The organism is Verrucomicrobium sp. GAS474 (assembly GCF_900105685.1).
In the GTDB taxonomy this organism is placed as follows: Bacteria; Verrucomicrobiota; Verrucomicrobiia; order Methylacidiphilales; family GAS474; genus GAS474.
Genome location: NZ_LT629781.1, coordinates 2,613,541 through 2,631,773 on the forward strand (window position 1 = coordinate 2,613,541; position 18,233 = coordinate 2,631,773).

The following is an 18,233-nucleotide window of genomic DNA, read 5'->3' on the forward strand; positions in this document are numbered from 1 at the left end:
GAAGGATGCTCAGGGCCGCGTTGTTTATGACAGCTATGGGAATCCCGTTCCGGATCCTGCTTATAAGTCCCAATTCAGAGGCGAGCCAGGCAGGACTGATGCGACTCCGAGTGCTGGTCTTCTTGGGAGTGCCGCCAACGGGTTAAACGGCTTGAAAGGGAAATAGGGGGACTAATCGACGTCGCTGTCGGCGAACTTCGCGCGATGGGCCTTCGCCACCTCGACGTATTTCTTCGCGAAGGCGCTCGTGTTCGCCCGCTCTTCCGGGGTGAGGGGACGGACGACCTTCGCCGGGACGCCGAGGACCATCGAGCCCTCGGGGACCCGCATTCCCTGGGGGACGAGGGCGTTTGCGCCGACGATCGATTCCTTTCCGATCACCGCGCCGTCGAGGATCGTGCTGTGCATCCCGATGAGGCACGAATCGCCGACAGTGCAGGCGTGGACGACGGCGGCATGGCCGACGGTGACGTCCTTCCCGATCACCACGCCGAAGTCGTCAGAGAGATGGACGATCGCTCCGTCCTGGATGTTGGATCCTTCGCCGATGACGATCGAGTTGATGTCGCCGCGCAGGACCGCGCCGGGCCAGACGCTGGTCCGGGGGCCGAGGAGGACGTCGCCGATCACCGTGGCCCCCGGGGCGACGTAGGCCGTGGGATCGATCTGCGGATCGCGTCCCAGGAAGGCGGCGAGCCGTTCGGGGAGCGTCACGAGGCCTCCTGCTTGAAGAGGTCGAACTGGGACCATTCCTTCACGATCTTCTTCGACGGATTCTTCCCGTTCTTCGGCGGCTGGCTGAGGCGGGGCTTGCCGCTCTCGTCGAGCTGCTCCTCCTCCAGGATGCGGAGGACTTCCTTCGCCCGCTCGACGACGGAGGGGGGGAGCCCGGCGAGGCGGGCGACCTGGATGCCGTAGCTCTTGTCGGCCCCGCCGGGGATGATCTTGCGGAGGAAGATCACCTCGTCGTTCCACTCCCGGACGGCGACGCAGGCGTTCTGGATCGAGGGACGGCTGAGGGCGAGCTCGGTCAGCTCGTGGTAATGGGTGGCGAAGAGGGTGAGGGCCCTCGCCTGGTCGTGGAGGTGCTCCGCGACGGCCCAGGCGATGCTCAGGCCGTCGAAGGTGCTCGTCCCCCGGCCGATCTCGTCGAGGATGACGAGGCTCCGGTCGGTGGCGTGGTGGAGGATGTTCGCCGTCTCGTTCATCTCGACCATGAAGGTGCTCTGTCCTCGGGAGAGGTCGTCGTTCGCGCCGACGCGGGTGAAGATCCGGTCGAGCGCGCCGATCCGGGCCCGCGCCGCCGGGACGTAGGTGCCGAGGTGGGCCATGAGGGCGATGAGGGCGACCTGCCGGATGTAGGTGCTCTTGCCCGCCATGTTCGGCCCGGTGAGGATCGTGAGGCGCTGGGCGGCGGTGTTCAGCGTGGCGTCGTTCGGGATGAATCGTTCGCCGAGCATCCGCTGCTCGAGGACCGGATGGCGGCCCTCTTCGATCTCGATCTCGACCTCGTCGGTCAGCTCGGGACGGACGTAGTCCCGTTCCTGGGCCAGGGCCCCCCAACCGGCGAGGATGTCGAGCTCGCTCAGGGCGCGGGCCGTCTGCTGGATGGCGTCGAGGCGGGCGACCGCCTCCTGCCGGAGGGAGAGGAAGATCTCGTATTCGAGCTGCCGGGACCGTTCCTCGGCGCCGAGGATCTTCCCCTCCATCTCCTTCAGCTCGGGCGTGATGAAACGCTCCGCGTTGGCCGTCGTCTGCTTCCGGTGATAGTCGGCGGGGACGTTGGCGGCCTGGGAGTGGCTGACCTCGAGGTAGTAGCCGAAGACCTGGTTGAAGCGGATCTTGAGGGTCTTGATCCCGGTCCGCTCGATTTCCCGCTGCTGGAGCCGGGCGAGCCATTCCTTCCCCTCGGTCCCGGCGGCGAGGAGTTCGTCGAGGTCGGCGCGGTACCCGGGACGGATCATCCCGCCTTCCTTGATCGGGATCGGCGGTTCCTCGACGAGGGCGTCGCCGAGGAGGGCGACGAGGTCGTCCTGCGGGACGATTTCGTCGCGCAGGGCGGCGACGCGGGGGAGGTCGATCCCGGCCAGCGCGGCGCGGACGGCGGGGAGCTTCGAGAGGGAAAGCTTCAGCGCGGCGAGGTCGCGGGCGTTGCCGCCGCCCTGGCTGAGGCGGCCGATCAGGCGCTCCAGGTCGCGGATGTCGCGGAGGTGGCCGCGCAGCTGTTCCCGGGCCGGTTCGCCTTCCTTCCACCAGCCGACGGCCCCCAGGCGTTGCCGGAGGGCGTCCCGGTCCCGGAGGGGATGGAGGAGCCAGCGCCGCAGGAGCCGCCCGCCGCCCGAGGTGACGGTGCGGTCGATCGCGCCGAGCAGGGTGGCGTCGCCCGAGGCCTCGCGCGAGGTTTCGACGAGGTCGAGGTTCCGCTGGGTGACGGGATCGAGGCCGAGGTATTCGGCCCGCTGAAAGGCGGTGATGCGGCGGACGTGGCCGAGGTTCCGCCGCAGTTCGACGGCGAGGTAATGGATCAGCCCGCCCGCCGCCGCCGCGCCGAGGGGGGCGCAACCGAGGCCGAAGCCGTCGAGGGAATGGGTCTTCAGGTGTTCCAGGAGGGCCGCCTTCGCCGTCTCCCCCTCGAAGGCCCAGCCCTCGTGAGAGACGAAGAGGCGGTTCGATTCCTTCCTCAGCTCGGCCCAATCGTCGTCCTGGCCCTGGCCTGAAGGAATGACGATCTCCGAGGGATCGAGGCGGAGGAGCCAGTCGAGGACGTCGTCGACGCCGCCCGCCTCCCCGGCCTGGAATTCCCCCGTGCTGAGATCGAGGCAGGCGAGGCCGTGCTTCTTCCCGCCGAGGCCCCGGACGAGGGCGGCGCAGTAATTGTTCCGCTTCGCCGCGAGGACGTTCCCGTCGAGGACGCTGCCGGGGCTGATGATCTGCGTCACCTCGCGGCGGACGAGCTGGCCCGGCTTCGGGGCCTCCACCTGGTCGCAGATGGCGATGCGGCGGCCCGCCTTGATGATCCGGGCGATATAGGCCTCGGCGGCGTGGAAGGGGAGGCCGCACATCGGCATCCCGTTCCGCTGGGTGAGGGTGAGGTCGAGGATCTCCGAACCGATCTTCGCGTCGTCGAAGAAGAGCTCGTAGAAATCGCCGAGACGGAAGAAAAGAAGGGCGTCCTTCGGGATCTGGCTCTTCAGCGCCCGGTACTGCTGCATCATCGGTGTCTCGGCGGAGGACATCCCGGGATGTTGTGTTCCGTGGGGGTAAAGATCAAACCAAGATCGTGCGGGAAAGGGGAGAGTTGCCCCGGGGAATGGAGAGGGGTAACTTATTCACAGGTTCTTGGCGGGTTGCTCGGATGTTATTGAGTGCTTTTGCTCGCAAGACATTGATGTGGAGTGATTTGAATTGATATTGATGGGGTCCGCCCTACCTTCTGACGTTGTGAAAAAGAAAGCGGTGAACGATCTCGATCTCGACCTCGGCCCCATTCCCGGGCTCGACTACGATCCGCTCACGGAACTCGACCTCGGGCCGATCTCGAAACCGGGGGACAAGCATGTCCTGGCCCCGCGCACCCGCGTGGCGACGCACCGCGCGCAGGTTTCCGACAAGGACAAAAGCGGAGCCGGCCAGCTCGATTTCTTCTTCCCCGCCACGGGTGGCCCGAACGACGCGATGGCGTCCTACCACGACCACCTCTACCAGCTCCTCCGCCAGGGCATCTACCGGGATCCCCGGAACTACCGCCAGGACCGGACGGGGACCGGAGCCTACACGCTCTTCGGCGGCCAGATGCGCTTCGACCTCTCCGAGGGCTTCCCCCTTGTCACGACAAAGAAGGTCCACACGAAGTCGGTCATCCACGAGCTCCTCTGGTTCCTCAAGGGGGAGACGAACATCCGTTACCTGAAGGAGAACGGCGTCCGCATCTGGGACGAGTGGGCCGACGCCGACGGCAATCTCGGCCGCGTCTACGGTGCCCAGTGGCGGAGCTGGCAGACCGCCGACGGCCGGACCGTCGATCAGATCCGGAACGTCGTCGACCAGATCCGCCGGAACCCGAACAGCCGCCGCCTCATCGTCAGCGCGTGGAACCCGGGCGAGGTCGACGGGATGGCCCTTCCTCCCTGCCACGCCTTCTTCCAGTTCTCCGTCCTCGGCGGGAAGCTCCACTGCCAGCTCTACCAGCGGAGCGCCGACTTCTTCCTCGGCGTCCCCTTCAACATCGCCTCCTACGCGCTCCTGAACATGATGGTGGCGCAGGTCTGCGGGCTGGAGGCCGGGGAGTTCATCCACACGCTCGGTGACTACCACCTCTACTCGAACCACATCGACCAGGCGAAGGAACAGCTCCTCCGCGAGCCGCGCCCGCTGCCGAGAATGCGCCTCAATCCCGACGTGAGGGAGATCGAGGACTTCCGCTTCGAGGACTTCACCCTCGAAGGCTACGATCCCCATCCGACGATCAAGGCGCCCGTCGCGGTCTGAGTCGCGCTCAGCGGATCACGCCGTTCGACTTCAGCAGCCCCCACGTGATGAAGAGGGCGACGCTGCCCGCCCGGATCACCGAGGCCTGGACCCGGATCGCCTGATAGCTCTTCGGGATGCCGACCGATTCCATGTCCCGCGCCGCGCCGCGCGCGCGGATGACCGTCCAGATCACGAACCACGCCGCGAAGGTCAGGACGCCCCAGAGCTTCTCCGTCGGGAAGAGCTTCTCGTAGACGATCAGCGCGAAGAAAAGGATCAGGAAGGGGGCGAAATCGCCGAAGCTCCGCCGCTTGATGTTCGAGACGATCTTGCCCTGTTCCTCCGGGGTGAGGGAGAGGAGGAGCTTCCGTTCCCGGAAGGTCAGCGAGACGCTGAGGATGACGAGGGCGACGAGGCCGAACAGGAGGGGATTCATGCGGCGGGATTAATTCGAGGAACCGTCCGCTTCCCCCGTCAGGACCGAGAGCGACTGCCGGATCTCGGCCTCCGGCCCCTCGTGGCGCTGGGAGATCGCGAGGGGGAGGGCGTATTCGTAATATTGGCGGGCGAGGGCCATGTCGTCCCGGCGGATGGCGCACTGGGCCAGGAGCATGGCGGCGACCATCCAGTCGGGCTTCTTTTCGAGCGCCAGCCGGAGATGGACCTCGGCCTCGGCGAAACGCTCCGCGTCGAAGAGCGCCTTCCCCAGGCTGAATTGGAGGAGCTCATTGTCGGGCTGGGCCTCGATCAGAGCTTGGTATTTGGAAATCGACACGATGCCATCCTGTTTATCCCCGGCAGGCCTCCTTTTCCAGTCCCGTTTTCCAACGCCCGTTTGTTTAGAGACCAAAATGATCGATCTGTGAGTATTAATACGCTTTCGGGTTTTCGCGAAAACGAATAGAACTAATTCACGATCCCGGGGGGGAAATCGCAACCACTCACGCCAAGAAAACGCCAGCCCGTCTGGCGACCCAAGACGCATGAAGCATCATCCCCTCAAATCCCTCGTCACGGCCACCGTCCTCTCCTGCCTCGCCCTCGGCGGGCTCCACGCCCAGACGGCCCCGGTGAAGCTCGCCGGTTCGGTCACCCTCTGCGCCAAGGTCACGGCGAAGAAGGCCGAACTCGAGGCCGCCTCCGGCACGACCTTCGATGTGATTCCGAACACCACCGGCAAGGGAGTCGTCGACCTCGTCGAAGGCCGCGCCGATGTCGCCCTGATCGGCGGCGCGTGGGAAGCGGTCGTCGCCGACGTCAACGGGAAGGCCCCGGGCAAGGTCGATACCGCTACCCTCAATGTCGCCCCCCTGAAGCCGACGAGCCTCGTCTTCATCACCGACGCCGCGAATCCGGCCAAGGCGATCACGACGCAGCAGGCGGCCGACCTCCTCACCGGCAAGATCGCGAACTGGAAGGATGTCGGCGGTGCCGATCAGGCCGTCTCGGTCATTCTCCCGCCCCCCTCCAATGGCTTCCGCATCTTCTTCCAGAGCACCCTGATCAAGGGCTCCACCTATGCCGCCTCGGCCAAGGAAATCCCCGACCTGCGGAACATCCCCCTCGTCGTCGCCCAGGTTCCGGGAGCGATCTCCTTCCAGTCGACCGACCTCCCCATGGCGGCCGGGACGCGCATCATCCCGATCGACAAGCCCCTGGCGTTCCCCCTCCTCGTGGTGACAAAAAAGACCGCCTCCCCCGAGGTCGGCAAGGCGGTTGCTGCCATCGTGGCCGCCTTCAAATAAGCGTTCGGACCGAGGTTCCCGCTCCCCTCCGCCATTTCAACTTCACCCTCTCCCTATGAGCACTGCATCCCAACGTGAGTCAAAGTGGCCCATCGGAAAATGGATTTTCCTGGTCGTCGGCGTCGGCATCGCCGGTCTGCTGCTGGTTTCGGCGCTGACCGTCTTGCAGCTGATACCGCTGAGCCAGGAAGCCCGAAAGATGCAGGCCATCAGCCTGACGACGCTGAAAGAGTTCTACGCGCTCAACGATGTCCTGGTGAAGCAGGTCGGCATCGTCGGCTTGGCGACGGGAGAGGTGAACCTCAAGACGATCGGCGAGGAGCGGACGAACTTCATGGCCCTCTCCGACGAGGCCGACAAGCACCTCCAGGCGCTGGCCGGTCTCGGCGTCCCTCCCGACAGCCTCCGCGTCCTCGGCGAGGCCAACAAGGGCTTCCGCGACGGGGCCGAGGAGGCCTTCAAGGCGGGGCTCAATTTCATGCAGCAGGCCGCCGGGGCTGCCTACCACGACAAGGTCGTTCCCGCCGGGGAGACGATCGGCTCCGAGTTGCGGCGGCTCGTCGCGGCCTCCCTCGAATCGACCTCCCGCCAACCCGGCGTGATCCTCGACCGCGCATCGACCCTCACCGATTCGGTCCTCGTCACGGCGACGGTCCTGATCGTCGTCGTCTTCACGCTTTCCCTGTGGATCGTCCGGACCCGCGTCCTCGCTCCGCTGCGCGGCATCACGCAGCAGATCGTCGGGGCGGTCTCCGAGACCGAGGAAGGGGCCGAGGAGCTCCTCAACGCCAGCCGCCGCATGTCCGACATCGCCTCGAGCCAGGCCGCCGCGATCGAGGAGACGAGCGCCTCGATGGAGGAGATCGACAGCATGATCCGCCGGAATTCCGACGATGCCGGGCAGGCGAAGACCCTCGCCGCCGAGACCCGGCGCAAGGCCGACACCGGTATGGAGCTGATGCGGGACATGGAGCACAAGATGGGAGAGGTCCAGCTCGCCTCGAAGTCGCTCAGCACGGCGATGGACGAGATCGAGCAGTCGAGCAACGGCATCTCCAAGATCCTTTCGACCATCGACCAGATCGCCTTCCAGACGAACATCCTCGCGCTGAACGCCGCCGTCGAGGCCGCCCGGGCGGGCGACGCCGGAGCGGGCTTCGCCGTCGTCGCCGACGAGGTCCGCCGTCTGGCGCAGAGCTGCGCCGATGCGGCGAAAGAGGTGACCGTCCAGATCGAGGGCTCCCTCGACAAGACCCGCAAGGGCACCCAGGCCTGCGACTCGACGAACCGGATCCTGGTCGAGATCGTCGAGCAGGCGACGAAGGTGGAGCGGCAGCTCTCCGACGTCGTCCAGGACATCCGCAAGGTCGACGAGGTCCTCGGCGGCATCGCCTCCGCCTCGTCGGAGCAGAGCCAGGGCATCCACCAGGTGAACGAGGCCGTCACCCAGCTCGACCAGCAGATCCAGAGCAGCGCCACCGAGGCGCAGCGGGTTTCCGAGGCCGGCGAGGGGATGAAGAACCAGGCCCTCGCCCTCTCCCGGGTGACCGAGGAACTGGCGCGGCTCCTCGCCCAATCGGCTTCCTCCTCCGCTTCGGCTTCCCATCCCGCAGCCCATTCCTCCTCCCTGGCCCAGGCCATGAGCCGGGCCGAGGAACGCCCTGCTTCGCTCACTGTCGCTCGCGCGGTCGCCCGGACGACGGCGAAGCCGGTCTCGGCCCTTCCCGCCGGGAAGTGGAGCGGCGAGGGGACCGATTGAGCGTGCGGAGCATGGCTTGAGATTTTTCCCCGCGTCGGATTAAGTAGGGGATGCCCGCCTCCCCCGCTTACGACATTGCCGTCATCGGCGGAGGGCATAACGGCCTGACCTGCGCCTGCTATCTGGCGAAGGCGGGCCTGAAGGTCGCCGTCCTCGAGCGGAGCCGGACCGTCGGTGGCGGCGTCCGCACCGAGGACGATCTCCTGCCCGGTTACAAGGTCGATACCGGTTCCTCGGTCCACATCATGATCCACCTCACCCCGGTGGTGAAGGACCTCGACCTGGAGCGCCACGGCCTCGAATACCTCGAGATGGACCCGTGGGCCTACTACCCGACGGGCGACGGGCGCGGCATCTCCTTCCATCGGGACATCGAGGCGACCTGCCGGAGCATGGCCGTCTTTTCGGAAAAGGACGCGGAGAGCTACCGCCGGTTCTGCGAGGTCTGGGGCGAGCTCAACGAGGGCATCTTCGAGACCTTCCTGAAGCCGCCGACGCCCGGCAAGATCTTCGGGACGATCTTCAAACGGAACCTCTTCCGCCCCCGCTCGCGCAAGCTCTGGTCGTCCCTCGATCTTTCCCGGCAGCTGATGGCCCCCTACGGGCAGGTGTTGGAGGAGTGGTTCGAGGACCCCCGCGTCCGGACCGCCCTCGGCTGGCTCTCGGCCCAGTCGGGGCCGCCCCCCTCGGAGCTCGCCAGCGGCGACATGCTCGGCTGGAACGCGATGATCCACCGCAGCGGGGCGAAGCGGGCGAAGGGCGGAAGCGGGATGCTCACCCAGGCCCTCGCCTCCCGGCTTCGGTCGGACGGCGGGACGATCCTCACCGAGGCCCCGGTCACCGCCCTGCGGCGGGAGGGGACGGGCTGGCGCGTCACCTATGGGAAGGGGAAGGGGGAGGGGGAGTCCCTCGTCGCGAAGGCCGTCGTCGGGGCCTGCCACGTCCAGACCCTCTTCCTCGACCTGCTGAAGGAGGAATGCCCTGCGGAACTCCGCCGCCGCGTCGGCCATATCCGGGTCGGGAACGGCTTCGGGATGATCGTCCGCCATGCCGTCGAGGAGTTGCCCCAATACGAGGGGGAGGGGAGCGGCGGCGTCCGTCCCTATCACTCGGCGATGCAGCTCCTTTGCCCCTCGCTCGAAAATCTCGCCGCCTCCCACCGCGATTTCCTCGCCGGGGAGCCGCCGCGCGATCCCTCCGTCGTCGCGATGACCTTCTCGGCCCTCGATCCGACCCTCGCCCCGGCCGGGAAACATCTCCTCTACACCTGGGCCCAATACCATCCCTACGAGTTGCGGAACGGCGAAAAGTGGGAAGCCATCGCCGAGCGCGAGGCCGACAAGATCTACGCGACCCTCTGCCGCCACGCCCCGAACATGCGGGGGAAGTGGACCGACCGCCTCATCCAGACCCCGCCCGAGATCGAGCGCCTCCACGGCATGCTCCGGGCCAACGTCATGCACGTCGAGATGAGCCTCGACCAGATGTTCTTCTTCCGCCCCCTGCCGGAGCTCTCTGCCTACCGCACCCCGCTTCCCGGCCTCTATCTGACCGGGGCCAGCACCCATCCCGGCGGCGGCGTCTTCGCCGCCAGCGGCTACAACACGGCGGGCGTCGTGCTGGGCGATTGGGCCAAGATTGCCAAAGGGAAGAGCGTGCTGTAATGGGTATGCTTCCATGAATTTCGATTCGCGCATCTTTATCGCCGGCCATCGGGGCCTCGTCGGGGCCGCCTGCGCCCGGGTTTTCGCCAAGGCCGGGTACCGGAACCTGCTCCTCCGTTCCCGCGCCGAGCTCGACCTCCGCGATACCGACGCCGTCAACGCCTTCTACCGCGATGCGCGGCCCGAATACGTCGTCGTCGCCGCCGCGAAGGTCGGCGGGATCGGAGCCAACTCGACCTACCCCGTCGACTTCCTCCTCCATAACCTCGAAATCCAGAACAACCTGATCCGGGGGGCCTTCGAGCACGGCGTGACGAAGCTCCTCTTCCTCGGCAGCACCTGCATCTACCCGAAGCTCGCCCCGCAGCCCCTCACCGAGGACGCCCTCCTCACCGGCCCGCTCGAACCGTCGAACGAGGCCTACGCCGTCGCGAAGATCGCCGGGATCAAGCTCTGCCAGGCCTACGCGAAGCAGTACGGCGCCCGCTTCATCTCCGCGATGCCGACGAACCTCTACGGCATCGGCGACAACTTCGACCTCGCCAACTCCCACGTCCTCCCCGCGATGATCCGCCGCTTCTCCGAAGCGCGGGAATCGGGAGCCCCCTCGGTCACCCTCTGGGGGGACGGGACGCCCCGGCGCGAATTCCTTTTCTCCGACGACCTCGCCGAGGCCTGCCTCTTCCTTCTTCAGAATTACGAAGACCCCGAGATCGTCAACATCGGTTGCGGCGAGGATCTCTCCATCCGCGAGCTGGCGGCGATGATCGCCGGGATCGTCGGCTACGAGGGGGAAACCCTCTGGGACACCTCGAAGCTGAACGGGACGCCCCGGAAGCTCGTCAACGTCGCCAAGATCCGCGCCCTCGGCTGGAACGCCAAGACCTCCCTGCCCGACGGCCTCAAGGCCGTCGTCGCCTGGTGGAAGGAACACCGGCACGAACGGGAAGGGGCCGTGGCCGCGGCCGCGGCCTCGGTCTAGCCGTTTCCGGCGGCGGTCGATGGGTCGGTCGATCGATTTCCGCCGCCCGAAACAAAAAGAAAAAAGAACGCGATGCTACATCGGCGCGAGCAGTTCACCTACCAGGTTTTGCAGATCGTCGATGCCTTCCTCCTGGGAGGCGCGCTCTGCCTCGCCTATCTGCTCCGCATCGAGGTCATCCCGCTCTTTCCTCTCCCCCTGGTGGCGGAGGAGATCGGCTCCCTCGGCGATTACATCTGGCTCTTCGGCATCATCCTGCCGATGGGGCCGCTCCTCCTCGAATTCCAGGGATTCTACCGGCTCGATTCCTCCTACCGGCGCTGGACCGTCCTCGGCCGCATCTGCCGCGGCGTCTTCTATCTCTGGCTCCTGATCCTCGCCGTCATCGTCTTCCTCCGCATCCCGAACGCCGAGGTCAGCCGCGGCGTCCTGCTCTGCTTCATCCCGACGGGGATCGCCGTCATCGCGCTGCGGGAAAAGCTGTTCCGCCGCTGGCTCCACCGCCGGGGCGAGGTCGCGCAGAACGTCCAGCACGTCATGCTCTGCGGCTCCCTCGAGCAGCGGAAGCGGTGGCGCTGGAGCATGGACGCCGTGGTCGACCGCCGGATGGTGGTCCGGGCCGAGGTCGATCTCCGCGTCGATTCGGCGGAGCGGTTCCTCACCCTCCTCCACGACGAGAGCATCGCCATCGTCGTTTTCGAGATCGATCCCGACCTCCACGAGAAAACGAGCCAGGCGATCCGCGCCTGCGAGAACGAGGGGATCGAGGCCTGGGTCGCCGCCGACTTCATCGCCACCACCCTCGCCCTGCCGAAGTTCGACCAGTTCCTCGGCCGCCCCCTCCTCGTCTTCCGCACCGCCCCGGAGGCCTTCTGGCCGCTGCTCTGCAAGGCGGCCATCGACCGCGTCGGCGCGTTCCTCCTCCTGGTGCTCTCCTCGCCCCTCCTTCTGGCCATCGGGTTGGCGATCCGCTGCGGGGAGGGGGCGCCCGTCTTCTTCTCCCAGATGCGGAGCGGACGCCACGGGAAGCCCTTCCGCATGTACAAGTTCCGCACGATGGTGACGACGGCGGAGCAGAAGAAGGACGAGCTGCGCGCCTTCAACGAGATGTCGGGCCCCGTCTTCAAGATGGAGAACGATCCCCGCGTCACCCCCCTGGGCCGCTGGCTCCGCCGGACGAGCCTCGACGAGCTGCCCCAGCTCTGGAACGTCGTCAGCGGGGAGATGAGCCTCGTCGGCCCCCGCCCGCTGCCGGTCACCGAGACGGAACGCTTCGTCGACTTCGCCCAGCGCCGCCGCCTCAGCATGAAGCCCGGCCTCACCTGCCTCTGGCAGATCTCGGGCCGCAACAGCATCTCCGATTTTTCCGACTGGGTCCGCCTCGACCTGGAGTATATCGACACGTGGTCCCTCTGGAACGATTTCCGCATCCTGGCGCGGACCGTTCCCGTCGTCTTCTTCGGAAAAGGCGCGCGCTGATTCCCCCTTTTTTTGGCTCTCCCCGGGCCTGCGGTCGGATCGAAAGTTTGCGAGTATGATCTTTAGCGCAATTATCTTGCCACCCGCTGATGCTTGTCCGACAATGAAGGGGAGGGGGTGAAAGAGGCATCAAAGAGGCCGTCCTCAGCCTGAATTGAACGATCGGATTTTCAATGAAACCCATGAGTCATCCCGCTGCCGTCGATCAGCCCCAGCGCCTTTCCGAGCTCTTTCGGATTCTTTTGAACTGCGGCTTTTTCGGGTCGGTCCTCCCCTCGGTCCAGAAGATGGTCGCCCAGATGCGCCTGCCGAAGCGGCTGATCGAGGATGCCCTCGTCGTCCTGGTCAAGGAGGAGGCCATCGCCCTCGATGCCGACGGCCATTACCGGCGGATCTATCCCGCCAACGTCGCCGAGGGCGTGCGGACCCGGATCGGCGTCCTCACGGAACGGAACATCTTCATGCGCTATTTCGAGGTCTACCAGGACTACCTCATCGGCCTCGGGCAGATCTTCGGCGGGGCGGGCCTCGACCTCGTCTTCGCCCATGAGCTGGTCAGCGCGGAATCGAAGATCATCGCCTTGGAGGAGCTGATCCGCGCGGGCGTGACGGGTTTCGTCATCATCGGCCGCTCGGACGAGCAGTTCCGGGCCGCCCTCAAGGCGACGGGAATCCCCGCCATCCTCTGCGGCAACACGACGATCGAGCAGCGCGATTTCGCTTGTGTCTGCAGCGACAATCTCTTCGGCATGAAAAACCTGGTCGCCCGCCTCCAGGCGATGGGTCATCGGCGGATCGCCTATTACACGACGGCCTCCCGCAGCCACGAGGGCTACCGCCACCGGATCATCGGCTACCGCAATGCCATGGAGGACGCGCAGCTCGAGACCTACGAGGAACTGATCCAGGAAAACCGCCACTCGCCCGACTCGGCCCGCCTCGCGGCCGAGGCCTACCTCGGGCTCCAGCGGCGGTCGAACGCGCCCACCGCCGTCGTCTGCGCGTGTGACCGGGAGGCCTTCGAGCTCATCTCCGAGCTCGAAAAGCTCGGCATCCAGGTCCCCGGCGACGTCAGCGTGGCCGGTTTTGAAAACAGCCTGATCAACGCCCTCTCCCCGATCCCGCTCACGACGGTCGATATCTTCGCCCTCGAGATGGGGCGGATGGCCGGGGAACTCCTCCTCCTGGAGCTGAAGGCCCCGCAACAGCCCGTCCGCGTCGTCATGCCCTCCCTCCTATTGGAGCGGGCCTCGGTCGTCCCCCCCGGTATCGCGGTCGGGTGAGGGAGAAAGGGTGTTTTTCGGCCCCTCTTTTCCCCCGTGCGAAGGGCGACGAAAAAAACTTGCCAGGGTGGGATGATTCTCCTAGTTTGACCCCTCACCTAATAAAGAAAAAGTATGGAAGAGATCGCCAAGACCGCTGTGGTCAAAGAGTTTAAGCTGAATGACGCCGACACCGGGTCCGCCGACGTTCAGGTTGCATTGCTCACTCACCGCATCAATGAATTGTCCGTTCACCTGCAGTCCTTCAAGAAGGACCACCACTCCCGCCGTGGTCTTCTCCGCATGGTCAACCGCCGCCGCAAGCTTCTCGATTACCTGAGCCGCACCGCGAACGACCGCTACAAGAACATCATCGCCAAGCTCAACCTGCGTAAGTAACGCAGGAGGAAACCCGACGGGTCGAGCATCACAGCCGGAACAACCGAATCAAAGCGGTTTTCCGGCCTGATGTTTTTTGGGGCCTGGCGTCCCTCCCGTCGATTGCGGGAAGGGCTCCTTGAATTTTTAAAGGTTCCAGGAGCGCCGGGGCTCCGTCCCGGCCTTTCCCCTCCGGTTTTCCCCGCCGAGCCCGGCCTTCCGTTCGCCCGGAGCCGCCGTCGATCGAGTTCCCGCAGTCCGTCCGTCCGCCTCCATTTTAAAAAAAGAAAAAAGGAAACATCATGTCCGAATCCATCACGCGTCTCTCGACGCAGTACGGGGCTCTGCCCATCACCATCGAAACCGGCAAAATCGCCAACCTCGCCGACGGCGCGGTCACCGTCACCTACGGCGAAACCATCGTCCTCGTCACCGCCGTCTCCTCGACGAACATCAAGCCCGGCCAGGACTTCTTCCCCCTGACCGTCGAATACCGCGAGAAGGCCGCCGCCGTCGGCCGCTTCCCCGGCGGCTACTTCCGCCGCGAAGGCCGCCCCTCCGAGAAGGAAATCCTCACCTGCCGGATGACCGATCGTCCCCTCCGCCCCCTCTTCCCCAAGGGCTACCTCTACGACACCCAGATCATCACCACCCTTCTCTCCGCCGACGGCGAGAACGATCCCGACATCCTGAGCATCAACGGCGCCTCCGCCGCCCTCCTCGTCTCCGACATCCCCTTCGCCGGTCCCATCGGGGCCGTCCGTGTCGGCCGCGTCGACGGGAAGCTTCTCATCAACCCGACCCACGCCCAGCGTGAGCGGAGCGACCTCGACCTCGTCTACGTCGGCACCCAGACCCAGGCCCTCATGATCGAAGGCAGCGCCCTCGAACTCCCCGAGGCCGAGTTCAACGACGCCCTCGAATACGCCCAGAAGGAAATCCAGGCCGTCATTACCCTCCAGAAGGAACTCGCCGCGAAGGCGACCGCGGGCCGCGCCAAGCGCGTCATGCCCCTCTTCAGCGTTCCCGAGGCGATCCAGGAAGTCGCCTACAACGTCGCCGGCGACCGCATCGAGGCCGCCATCTACACCCCAAAAAAGGTCGACCGCCAGAAGGCCGTCGAGGCCATCCGCAGCGAGGTGAAGGCGAAGATCCTCGAGCAGTTCCCCGCCGCCACCGACTTCGAGATCAACCAGGCGTTCGACTACCTCCAGAAGAAGGCGTTCCGCAAGAGCGTCCTCGTCAACGGCAAGCGCGCCGACGGCCGCACCGCCACCGAGATCCGCGCCCTCTCCGGCGAGACCGGCGTCCTCCCCCGCTCCCACGGCACGGCCCTCTTCGCCCGCGGCGAGACCCAGGCCCTCTGCCTCGCCACGCTGGCCTCGGTCAGCGAGGCGCAGGAACTCGACGGATACACCGGCGGCGAGACCAGCAAGCGGTTCATCCTCCACTACAACTTCCCGCCCTTCAGTGTCGGCGAGACGGGCCGTTTCGGCGGCCAGAACCGGCGCGAGATCGGCCACGGCGCCCTCGCGGAGCGTTCCATCCTCCCCGTCATCCCGTCGGAGTCGGAGTTCCCCTACGCCATCCGCGTCAGCTCCGAGGTCATGTCGTCCAACGGCTCGACCTCGATGGCCTCCGTCTGCGGCGGTGTCCTCTCCCTCCTCGACGCGGGCGTCCCCCTGAAGGCCCCCGTCGCCGGCATCTCCGTCGGCCTCGTCACCGAGTTCGAGGGTGACCGCCTCGCGAAGTACCTCCTCCTCGACGACATCATCGGCAGCGAGGATCACTTCGGCGACATGGACTTCAAGCTCTGCGGCACCCACGCGGGCGTCACTGGCTTCCAGCTCGACCTCAAGCTCCCCGGCGTCGACCTTTCGATCCTGAAGGAAGCCGTCGCGCGCGCCAAGGGCACCCGGACGATCATCCTGAACTTCATGGACACCGTCCTCGCCCAGCCGAAGACCCTCTCCAAGTACGCCCCCCGCATCGAGACGATCAAGATCAACCCCGACAAGATCGGCCTCATCATCGGGCCCGGCGGCAAGAACATCAAGGGCATCCAGGCCGAGAGCGGCGCCGAGATCAACATCGAGGACGACGGCACCATCATGATCTACTGCAACAACGGCGAAGGGATGGAAGTCGCCCGCCAGATGATCAACGACCTCACCGGCGAGATCGAGGCCGGGAAGCTCTACCGCGGCCGCGTCACCGGCGTGAAGGAGTTCGGCTGCTTCGTCGAGGTCATGCCGGGCCGCGAAGGCCTCGTCCACATCTCCGAACTCTCCGACACCCCGGTGCGCCGCACCGAGGACGTCGTGAAGATGGGCGAAGAGGTCTGGGTGAAGTGCCTCGGCACCGACGACCGCGGCCGCGTCAAGCTGAGCCGCAAGGCCGCGATGCGCGAGCGCGGCGAAGTCGCCGCGAAGAACTAACCGCCGCCAACCCAAGGAACCAACGACATGCCCCTGGCCATTGGAACGAAAGCCCCCGACTTCGCCCTCAAGACGAAGACGGCGGAAGGATTGAAGGAAGTCCGCCTCAGCGAGAACTTCGGGAAGAAGAACACCGTGCTCCTCTTCGTGCCGCTCGCCTTCACCGGCGTCTGCACCGACGAGCTCTGCTCCGTCTCCGGCGGCCTCGGCGAGTACGCCAGCCTCGGGGCCGAGGTCTACGGGATTAGCGTCGACAGCCCCTTCGCCCTCGAAGCCTGGGCGCAGAAGGCCGGGATCACGATCCCGCTCCTGAGCGACCTCAACAAGGGGACTGCGAAGGCCTACGACGTCTACCTCGAAAACCTCGGCGGCCTCGGCATCGGCGATACGGCGGCCCGTGCCGCCTTCGTCATCGGCAAGGACGGCGTCGTCGCCTACTCCGAGCAGACGCCGACCCCCAAGGATCTCCCGAACTTCGCGGCCGTGAAGGCGGCGCTCGCGAAGCTTCAGTAGGCTCCTCGGCTCCGGTAAAACTCCGGTCCCTCCCAAAGAAAGGCGTCCTCCGCAAGGAGGACGCCTTTTTGTTGTTATTGTAAAACGTTGGTAATAAATGTCGTTGACAGAAGTATCTTATGTAATTATATATATCTAAGCGTATTTCGGGGTGTCGAAATACAGCATTAAACTTAGCCAATTGAGGATTGCTGCTATGCCTGAGAAAGTCGTCGCCTTCACGAAGGAAATCTCCCGTCTCACCGGGACGGGATTGAAGAGCATCCACGACGTCACCCGCCGGACACGCATCATCGCCATCAACGCGATGATCGAGGCGGCCCGGATCGGGGAAAAGGGAAGGGGATTCGCCGTCGTCGCCGAGGAGGTCGGCAAGATTTCCGAGCAGGTCACCGAGATCGCGACGACGTTGGAAACGGAGCTGAGCGCCCGCGTCGGCGAGCTCGACGCCCATGGCCAGACGCTGATCCGGGCGATCCGGGGAACGCGCCTCGTCGACCTCGCCTCGAACACCATCGACATCGTCGACCGCAATCTTTACGAACGCTCCTGCGACGTCCGCTGGTGGGCGACCGACGCCGCCGTCGTCGATGCCCTCTCCTCCGGCGGGGCGGGACACGGGCAAAACCACGGCCTCGCCGAGCACGCCTCGCAGCGGCTCGCCGTCATTCTCGGCGCCTACACCGTCTACCTCGACATCTGGGTCGTCGATCTCTCCGGGAAGGTTGTCGCCACCGGCCGGGGCAGCCGTTATCCCGGCTCCCTGGGCCGCGACGTCTCGGAGACGTCCTGGTTCCGCGATGCCCTGAAGACGAAAAACGGCGACGAATACGCCGTCTCCGACATCGAGATGAATCCGGTCTTCCATTCCTCCGTCGCCACCTACGCGGCGGCGATCCGCGAGGGCGGTACCAGCCACGGGAAGGTGATCGGCGTCCTCGGCGTCTTCTTCGATTGGGCGAAGCAATCGCAGACCGTCATCGACAACGTCCGGATCGCCGACGAGGAGAAGGACCGGACCCGCTGCCTCATCCTCGACGCGAAAGGCCGGGTGATCGCCTCGACCGGGGGCCGGGGCGTCCTGACCGAGCAATTCTCCCTGAGTGCCGAGGGGAAGACCTCCGGCTCCTACACCGATGCGCAGGGCCGCGTCGTCGGCTTCTTCAAGACCGTCGGTTACGAGACCTATGCCGGTCTCGGTTGGTACGGGGTCATTGTCCAGGAACTGCCGAGCGGGGCGGGTAATGGGGGGGCTCATCCCTTGGCCGGGCTGGCCGAGCCCTTTCAACATACCGCCGCCCGGCTGAAACTGGAGCTGACGGCTGAGATCCCCGCTTCCGCTTCGACGGAGAGGGAACGGCTTCCCGAGATAGATCAGTCATCCCTCCAGGCCGAAATGGAACGTCCGTCCGATTATTCGGCCGAAGAGGCCGTTCTCCTCGGCCTGGTCGAAAGGCCGAGAATCGATCTGGGCAAATTCTGACCGGTCCTTGCGAAATCGGGTCCGGCGCGCCATGAGGAATTTTTCGGATACAAAAGGGGA

General features: G+C 65.7%; 15 protein-coding genes. 11 read left to right on the top strand and 4 right to left on the bottom strand.

Annotation, left to right across the window (positions count from 1 at the left end; all coding sequences use genetic code 11):
• Window positions 1-171 precede the first annotated feature (171 nt).
• Together BLU04_RS10885 and mutS are read right to left on the bottom strand one after the other, a co-directional pair.
• The gene (locus BLU04_RS10885) at window positions 172-714 is read right to left on the bottom strand and encodes a gamma carbonic anhydrase family protein (RefSeq protein ID WP_093285778.1); all 543 of its coding nucleotides are present in this window, start codon (window positions 712-714) and stop codon (window positions 172-174) included.
• Window positions 711-3,236 carry a DNA mismatch repair protein MutS gene (gene mutS, locus BLU04_RS10890; protein ID WP_093285780.1) on the bottom strand — a complete coding sequence of 842 codons (2,526 nt, stop codon included), beginning with the start codon at window positions 3,234-3,236 and terminating at the stop codon, window positions 711-713. Before mutS ends, BLU04_RS10885 begins: the two co-directional genes overlap by 4 nt.
• A 439-nt stretch (window positions 3,237-3,675) precedes the next feature.
• On the opposite strand from mutS, the gene BLU04_RS10895 reads away from it, so the two are divergent.
• The gene (locus tag BLU04_RS10895; protein WP_093288614.1) at window positions 3,676-4,488 is read left to right on the top strand and encodes a thymidylate synthase; all 813 of its coding nucleotides are present in this window, start codon (window positions 3,676-3,678) and stop codon (window positions 4,486-4,488) included.
• Between the two features lie 7 nt (window positions 4,489-4,495).
• Here the strand turns inward: BLU04_RS10895 and BLU04_RS10900 are convergent, their stop codons facing one another.
• Both BLU04_RS10900 and BLU04_RS10905 read right to left on the bottom strand, forming a co-directional pair.
• Window positions 4,496-4,906, bottom strand: a complete 411-nt coding sequence (locus BLU04_RS10900; protein ID WP_093285783.1) for a hypothetical protein — start codon at window positions 4,904-4,906, stop codon at window positions 4,496-4,498.
• Window positions 4,907-4,915: 9 nt separating this feature from the next.
• The gene (locus BLU04_RS10905) at window positions 4,916-5,245 is read right to left on the bottom strand and encodes a tetratricopeptide repeat protein (protein WP_093285785.1); all 330 of its coding nucleotides are present in this window, start codon (window positions 5,243-5,245) and stop codon (window positions 4,916-4,918) included.
• A gap of 208 nt (window positions 5,246-5,453) precedes the next feature.
• Between BLU04_RS10905 and BLU04_RS10910 the strand changes: the two genes are divergently transcribed.
• The 10 genes from BLU04_RS10910 to BLU04_RS10955 all read left to right on the top strand — a co-directional run bounded on the left by BLU04_RS10910 (window position 5,454) and on the right by BLU04_RS10955 (window position 18,173).
• Window positions 5,454-6,215 (top strand): substrate-binding domain-containing protein, encoded by a 762-nt coding sequence (locus tag BLU04_RS10910; RefSeq protein WP_093285788.1) that lies wholly within the window; start codon window positions 5,454-5,456, stop codon window positions 6,213-6,215.
• 55 nt (window positions 6,216-6,270) lie between these two features.
• Window positions 6,271-7,974 (top strand): methyl-accepting chemotaxis protein, encoded by a 1,704-nt coding sequence (locus BLU04_RS10915; protein ID WP_093285791.1) that lies wholly within the window; start codon window positions 6,271-6,273, stop codon window positions 7,972-7,974.
• A gap of 50 nt (window positions 7,975-8,024) precedes the next feature.
• On the top strand, window positions 8,025-9,638 hold the full coding sequence (locus tag BLU04_RS10920; protein WP_093285793.1) for an NAD(P)/FAD-dependent oxidoreductase: 1,614 nt from the start codon (window positions 8,025-8,027) through the stop codon (window positions 9,636-9,638).
• A 13-nt stretch (window positions 9,639-9,651) separates the two neighbouring features.
• The gene (locus tag BLU04_RS10925; RefSeq protein WP_093285796.1) at window positions 9,652-10,620 is read left to right on the top strand and encodes a GDP-L-fucose synthase; all 969 of its coding nucleotides are present in this window, start codon (window positions 9,652-9,654) and stop codon (window positions 10,618-10,620) included.
• Between the two features lie 72 nt (window positions 10,621-10,692).
• A complete protein-coding gene (locus BLU04_RS10930) occupies window positions 10,693-12,099 on the top strand; it encodes a sugar transferase (RefSeq protein WP_093285799.1) in 1,407 nt (468 codons plus the stop codon).
• A 182-nt stretch (window positions 12,100-12,281) separates the two neighbouring features.
• Window positions 12,282-13,382: a LacI family DNA-binding transcriptional regulator gene (locus BLU04_RS10935; protein WP_157895294.1), complete on the top strand. Its 1,101-nt coding sequence runs from the start codon at window positions 12,282-12,284 to the stop codon at window positions 13,380-13,382.
• Between the two features lie 114 nt (window positions 13,383-13,496).
• On the top strand, window positions 13,497-13,760 hold the full coding sequence (gene rpsO / locus BLU04_RS10940; protein WP_093285804.1) for a 30S ribosomal protein S15: 264 nt from the start codon (window positions 13,497-13,499) through the stop codon (window positions 13,758-13,760).
• Window positions 13,761-14,041: 281 nt separating this feature from the next.
• Window positions 14,042-16,177, top strand: a complete 2,136-nt coding sequence (locus BLU04_RS10945) for a polyribonucleotide nucleotidyltransferase (protein WP_093285807.1) — start codon at window positions 14,042-14,044, stop codon at window positions 16,175-16,177.
• 27 nt (window positions 16,178-16,204) lie between these two features.
• Entirely contained in the window at window positions 16,205-16,690 is a 486-nt protein-coding gene (locus tag BLU04_RS10950; protein WP_093285809.1) for a redoxin domain-containing protein, read from the top strand.
• A 196-nt stretch (window positions 16,691-16,886) separates the two neighbouring features.
• Window positions 16,887-18,173 carry a methyl-accepting chemotaxis protein gene (locus BLU04_RS10955; RefSeq protein ID WP_093285812.1) on the top strand — a complete coding sequence of 429 codons (1,287 nt, stop codon included), beginning with the start codon at window positions 16,887-16,889 and terminating at the stop codon, window positions 18,171-18,173.
• Window positions 18,174-18,233: the final 60 nt, after the last annotated feature.

Coding starts and splice junctions, on each gene's coding strand:
- mutS (WP_093285780.1), bottom strand. CDS start 3,236: ATGTCCTCCGCCGAGACACCGATGATGCAGCAGTACCGGGCGCTGAAG.
- BLU04_RS10895 (WP_093288614.1), top strand. CDS start 3,676: ATGGCGTCCTACCACGACCACCTCTACCAGCTCCTCCGCCAGGGCATC.
- BLU04_RS10900 (WP_093285783.1), bottom strand. CDS start 4,906: ATGAATCCCCTCCTGTTCGGCCTCGTCGCCCTCGTCATCCTCAGCGTC.
- BLU04_RS10910 (WP_093285788.1), top strand. CDS start 5,454: ATGAAGCATCATCCCCTCAAATCCCTCGTCACGGCCACCGTCCTCTCC.
- BLU04_RS10915 (WP_093285791.1), top strand. CDS start 6,271: ATGAGCACTGCATCCCAACGTGAGTCAAAGTGGCCCATCGGAAAATGG.
- BLU04_RS10920 (WP_093285793.1), top strand. CDS start 8,025: ATGCCCGCCTCCCCCGCTTACGACATTGCCGTCATCGGCGGAGGGCAT.
- BLU04_RS10925 (WP_093285796.1), top strand. CDS start 9,652: ATGAATTTCGATTCGCGCATCTTTATCGCCGGCCATCGGGGCCTCGTC.
- BLU04_RS10930 (WP_093285799.1), top strand. CDS start 10,693: ATGCTACATCGGCGCGAGCAGTTCACCTACCAGGTTTTGCAGATCGTC.
- BLU04_RS10935 (WP_157895294.1), top strand. CDS start 12,282: ATGAGTCATCCCGCTGCCGTCGATCAGCCCCAGCGCCTTTCCGAGCTC.
- rpsO (WP_093285804.1), top strand. CDS start 13,497: ATGGAAGAGATCGCCAAGACCGCTGTGGTCAAAGAGTTTAAGCTGAAT.
- BLU04_RS10945 (WP_093285807.1), top strand. CDS start 14,042: ATGTCCGAATCCATCACGCGTCTCTCGACGCAGTACGGGGCTCTGCCC.
- BLU04_RS10950 (WP_093285809.1), top strand. CDS start 16,205: ATGCCCCTGGCCATTGGAACGAAAGCCCCCGACTTCGCCCTCAAGACG.
- BLU04_RS10955 (WP_093285812.1), top strand. CDS start 16,887: ATGCCTGAGAAAGTCGTCGCCTTCACGAAGGAAATCTCCCGTCTCACC.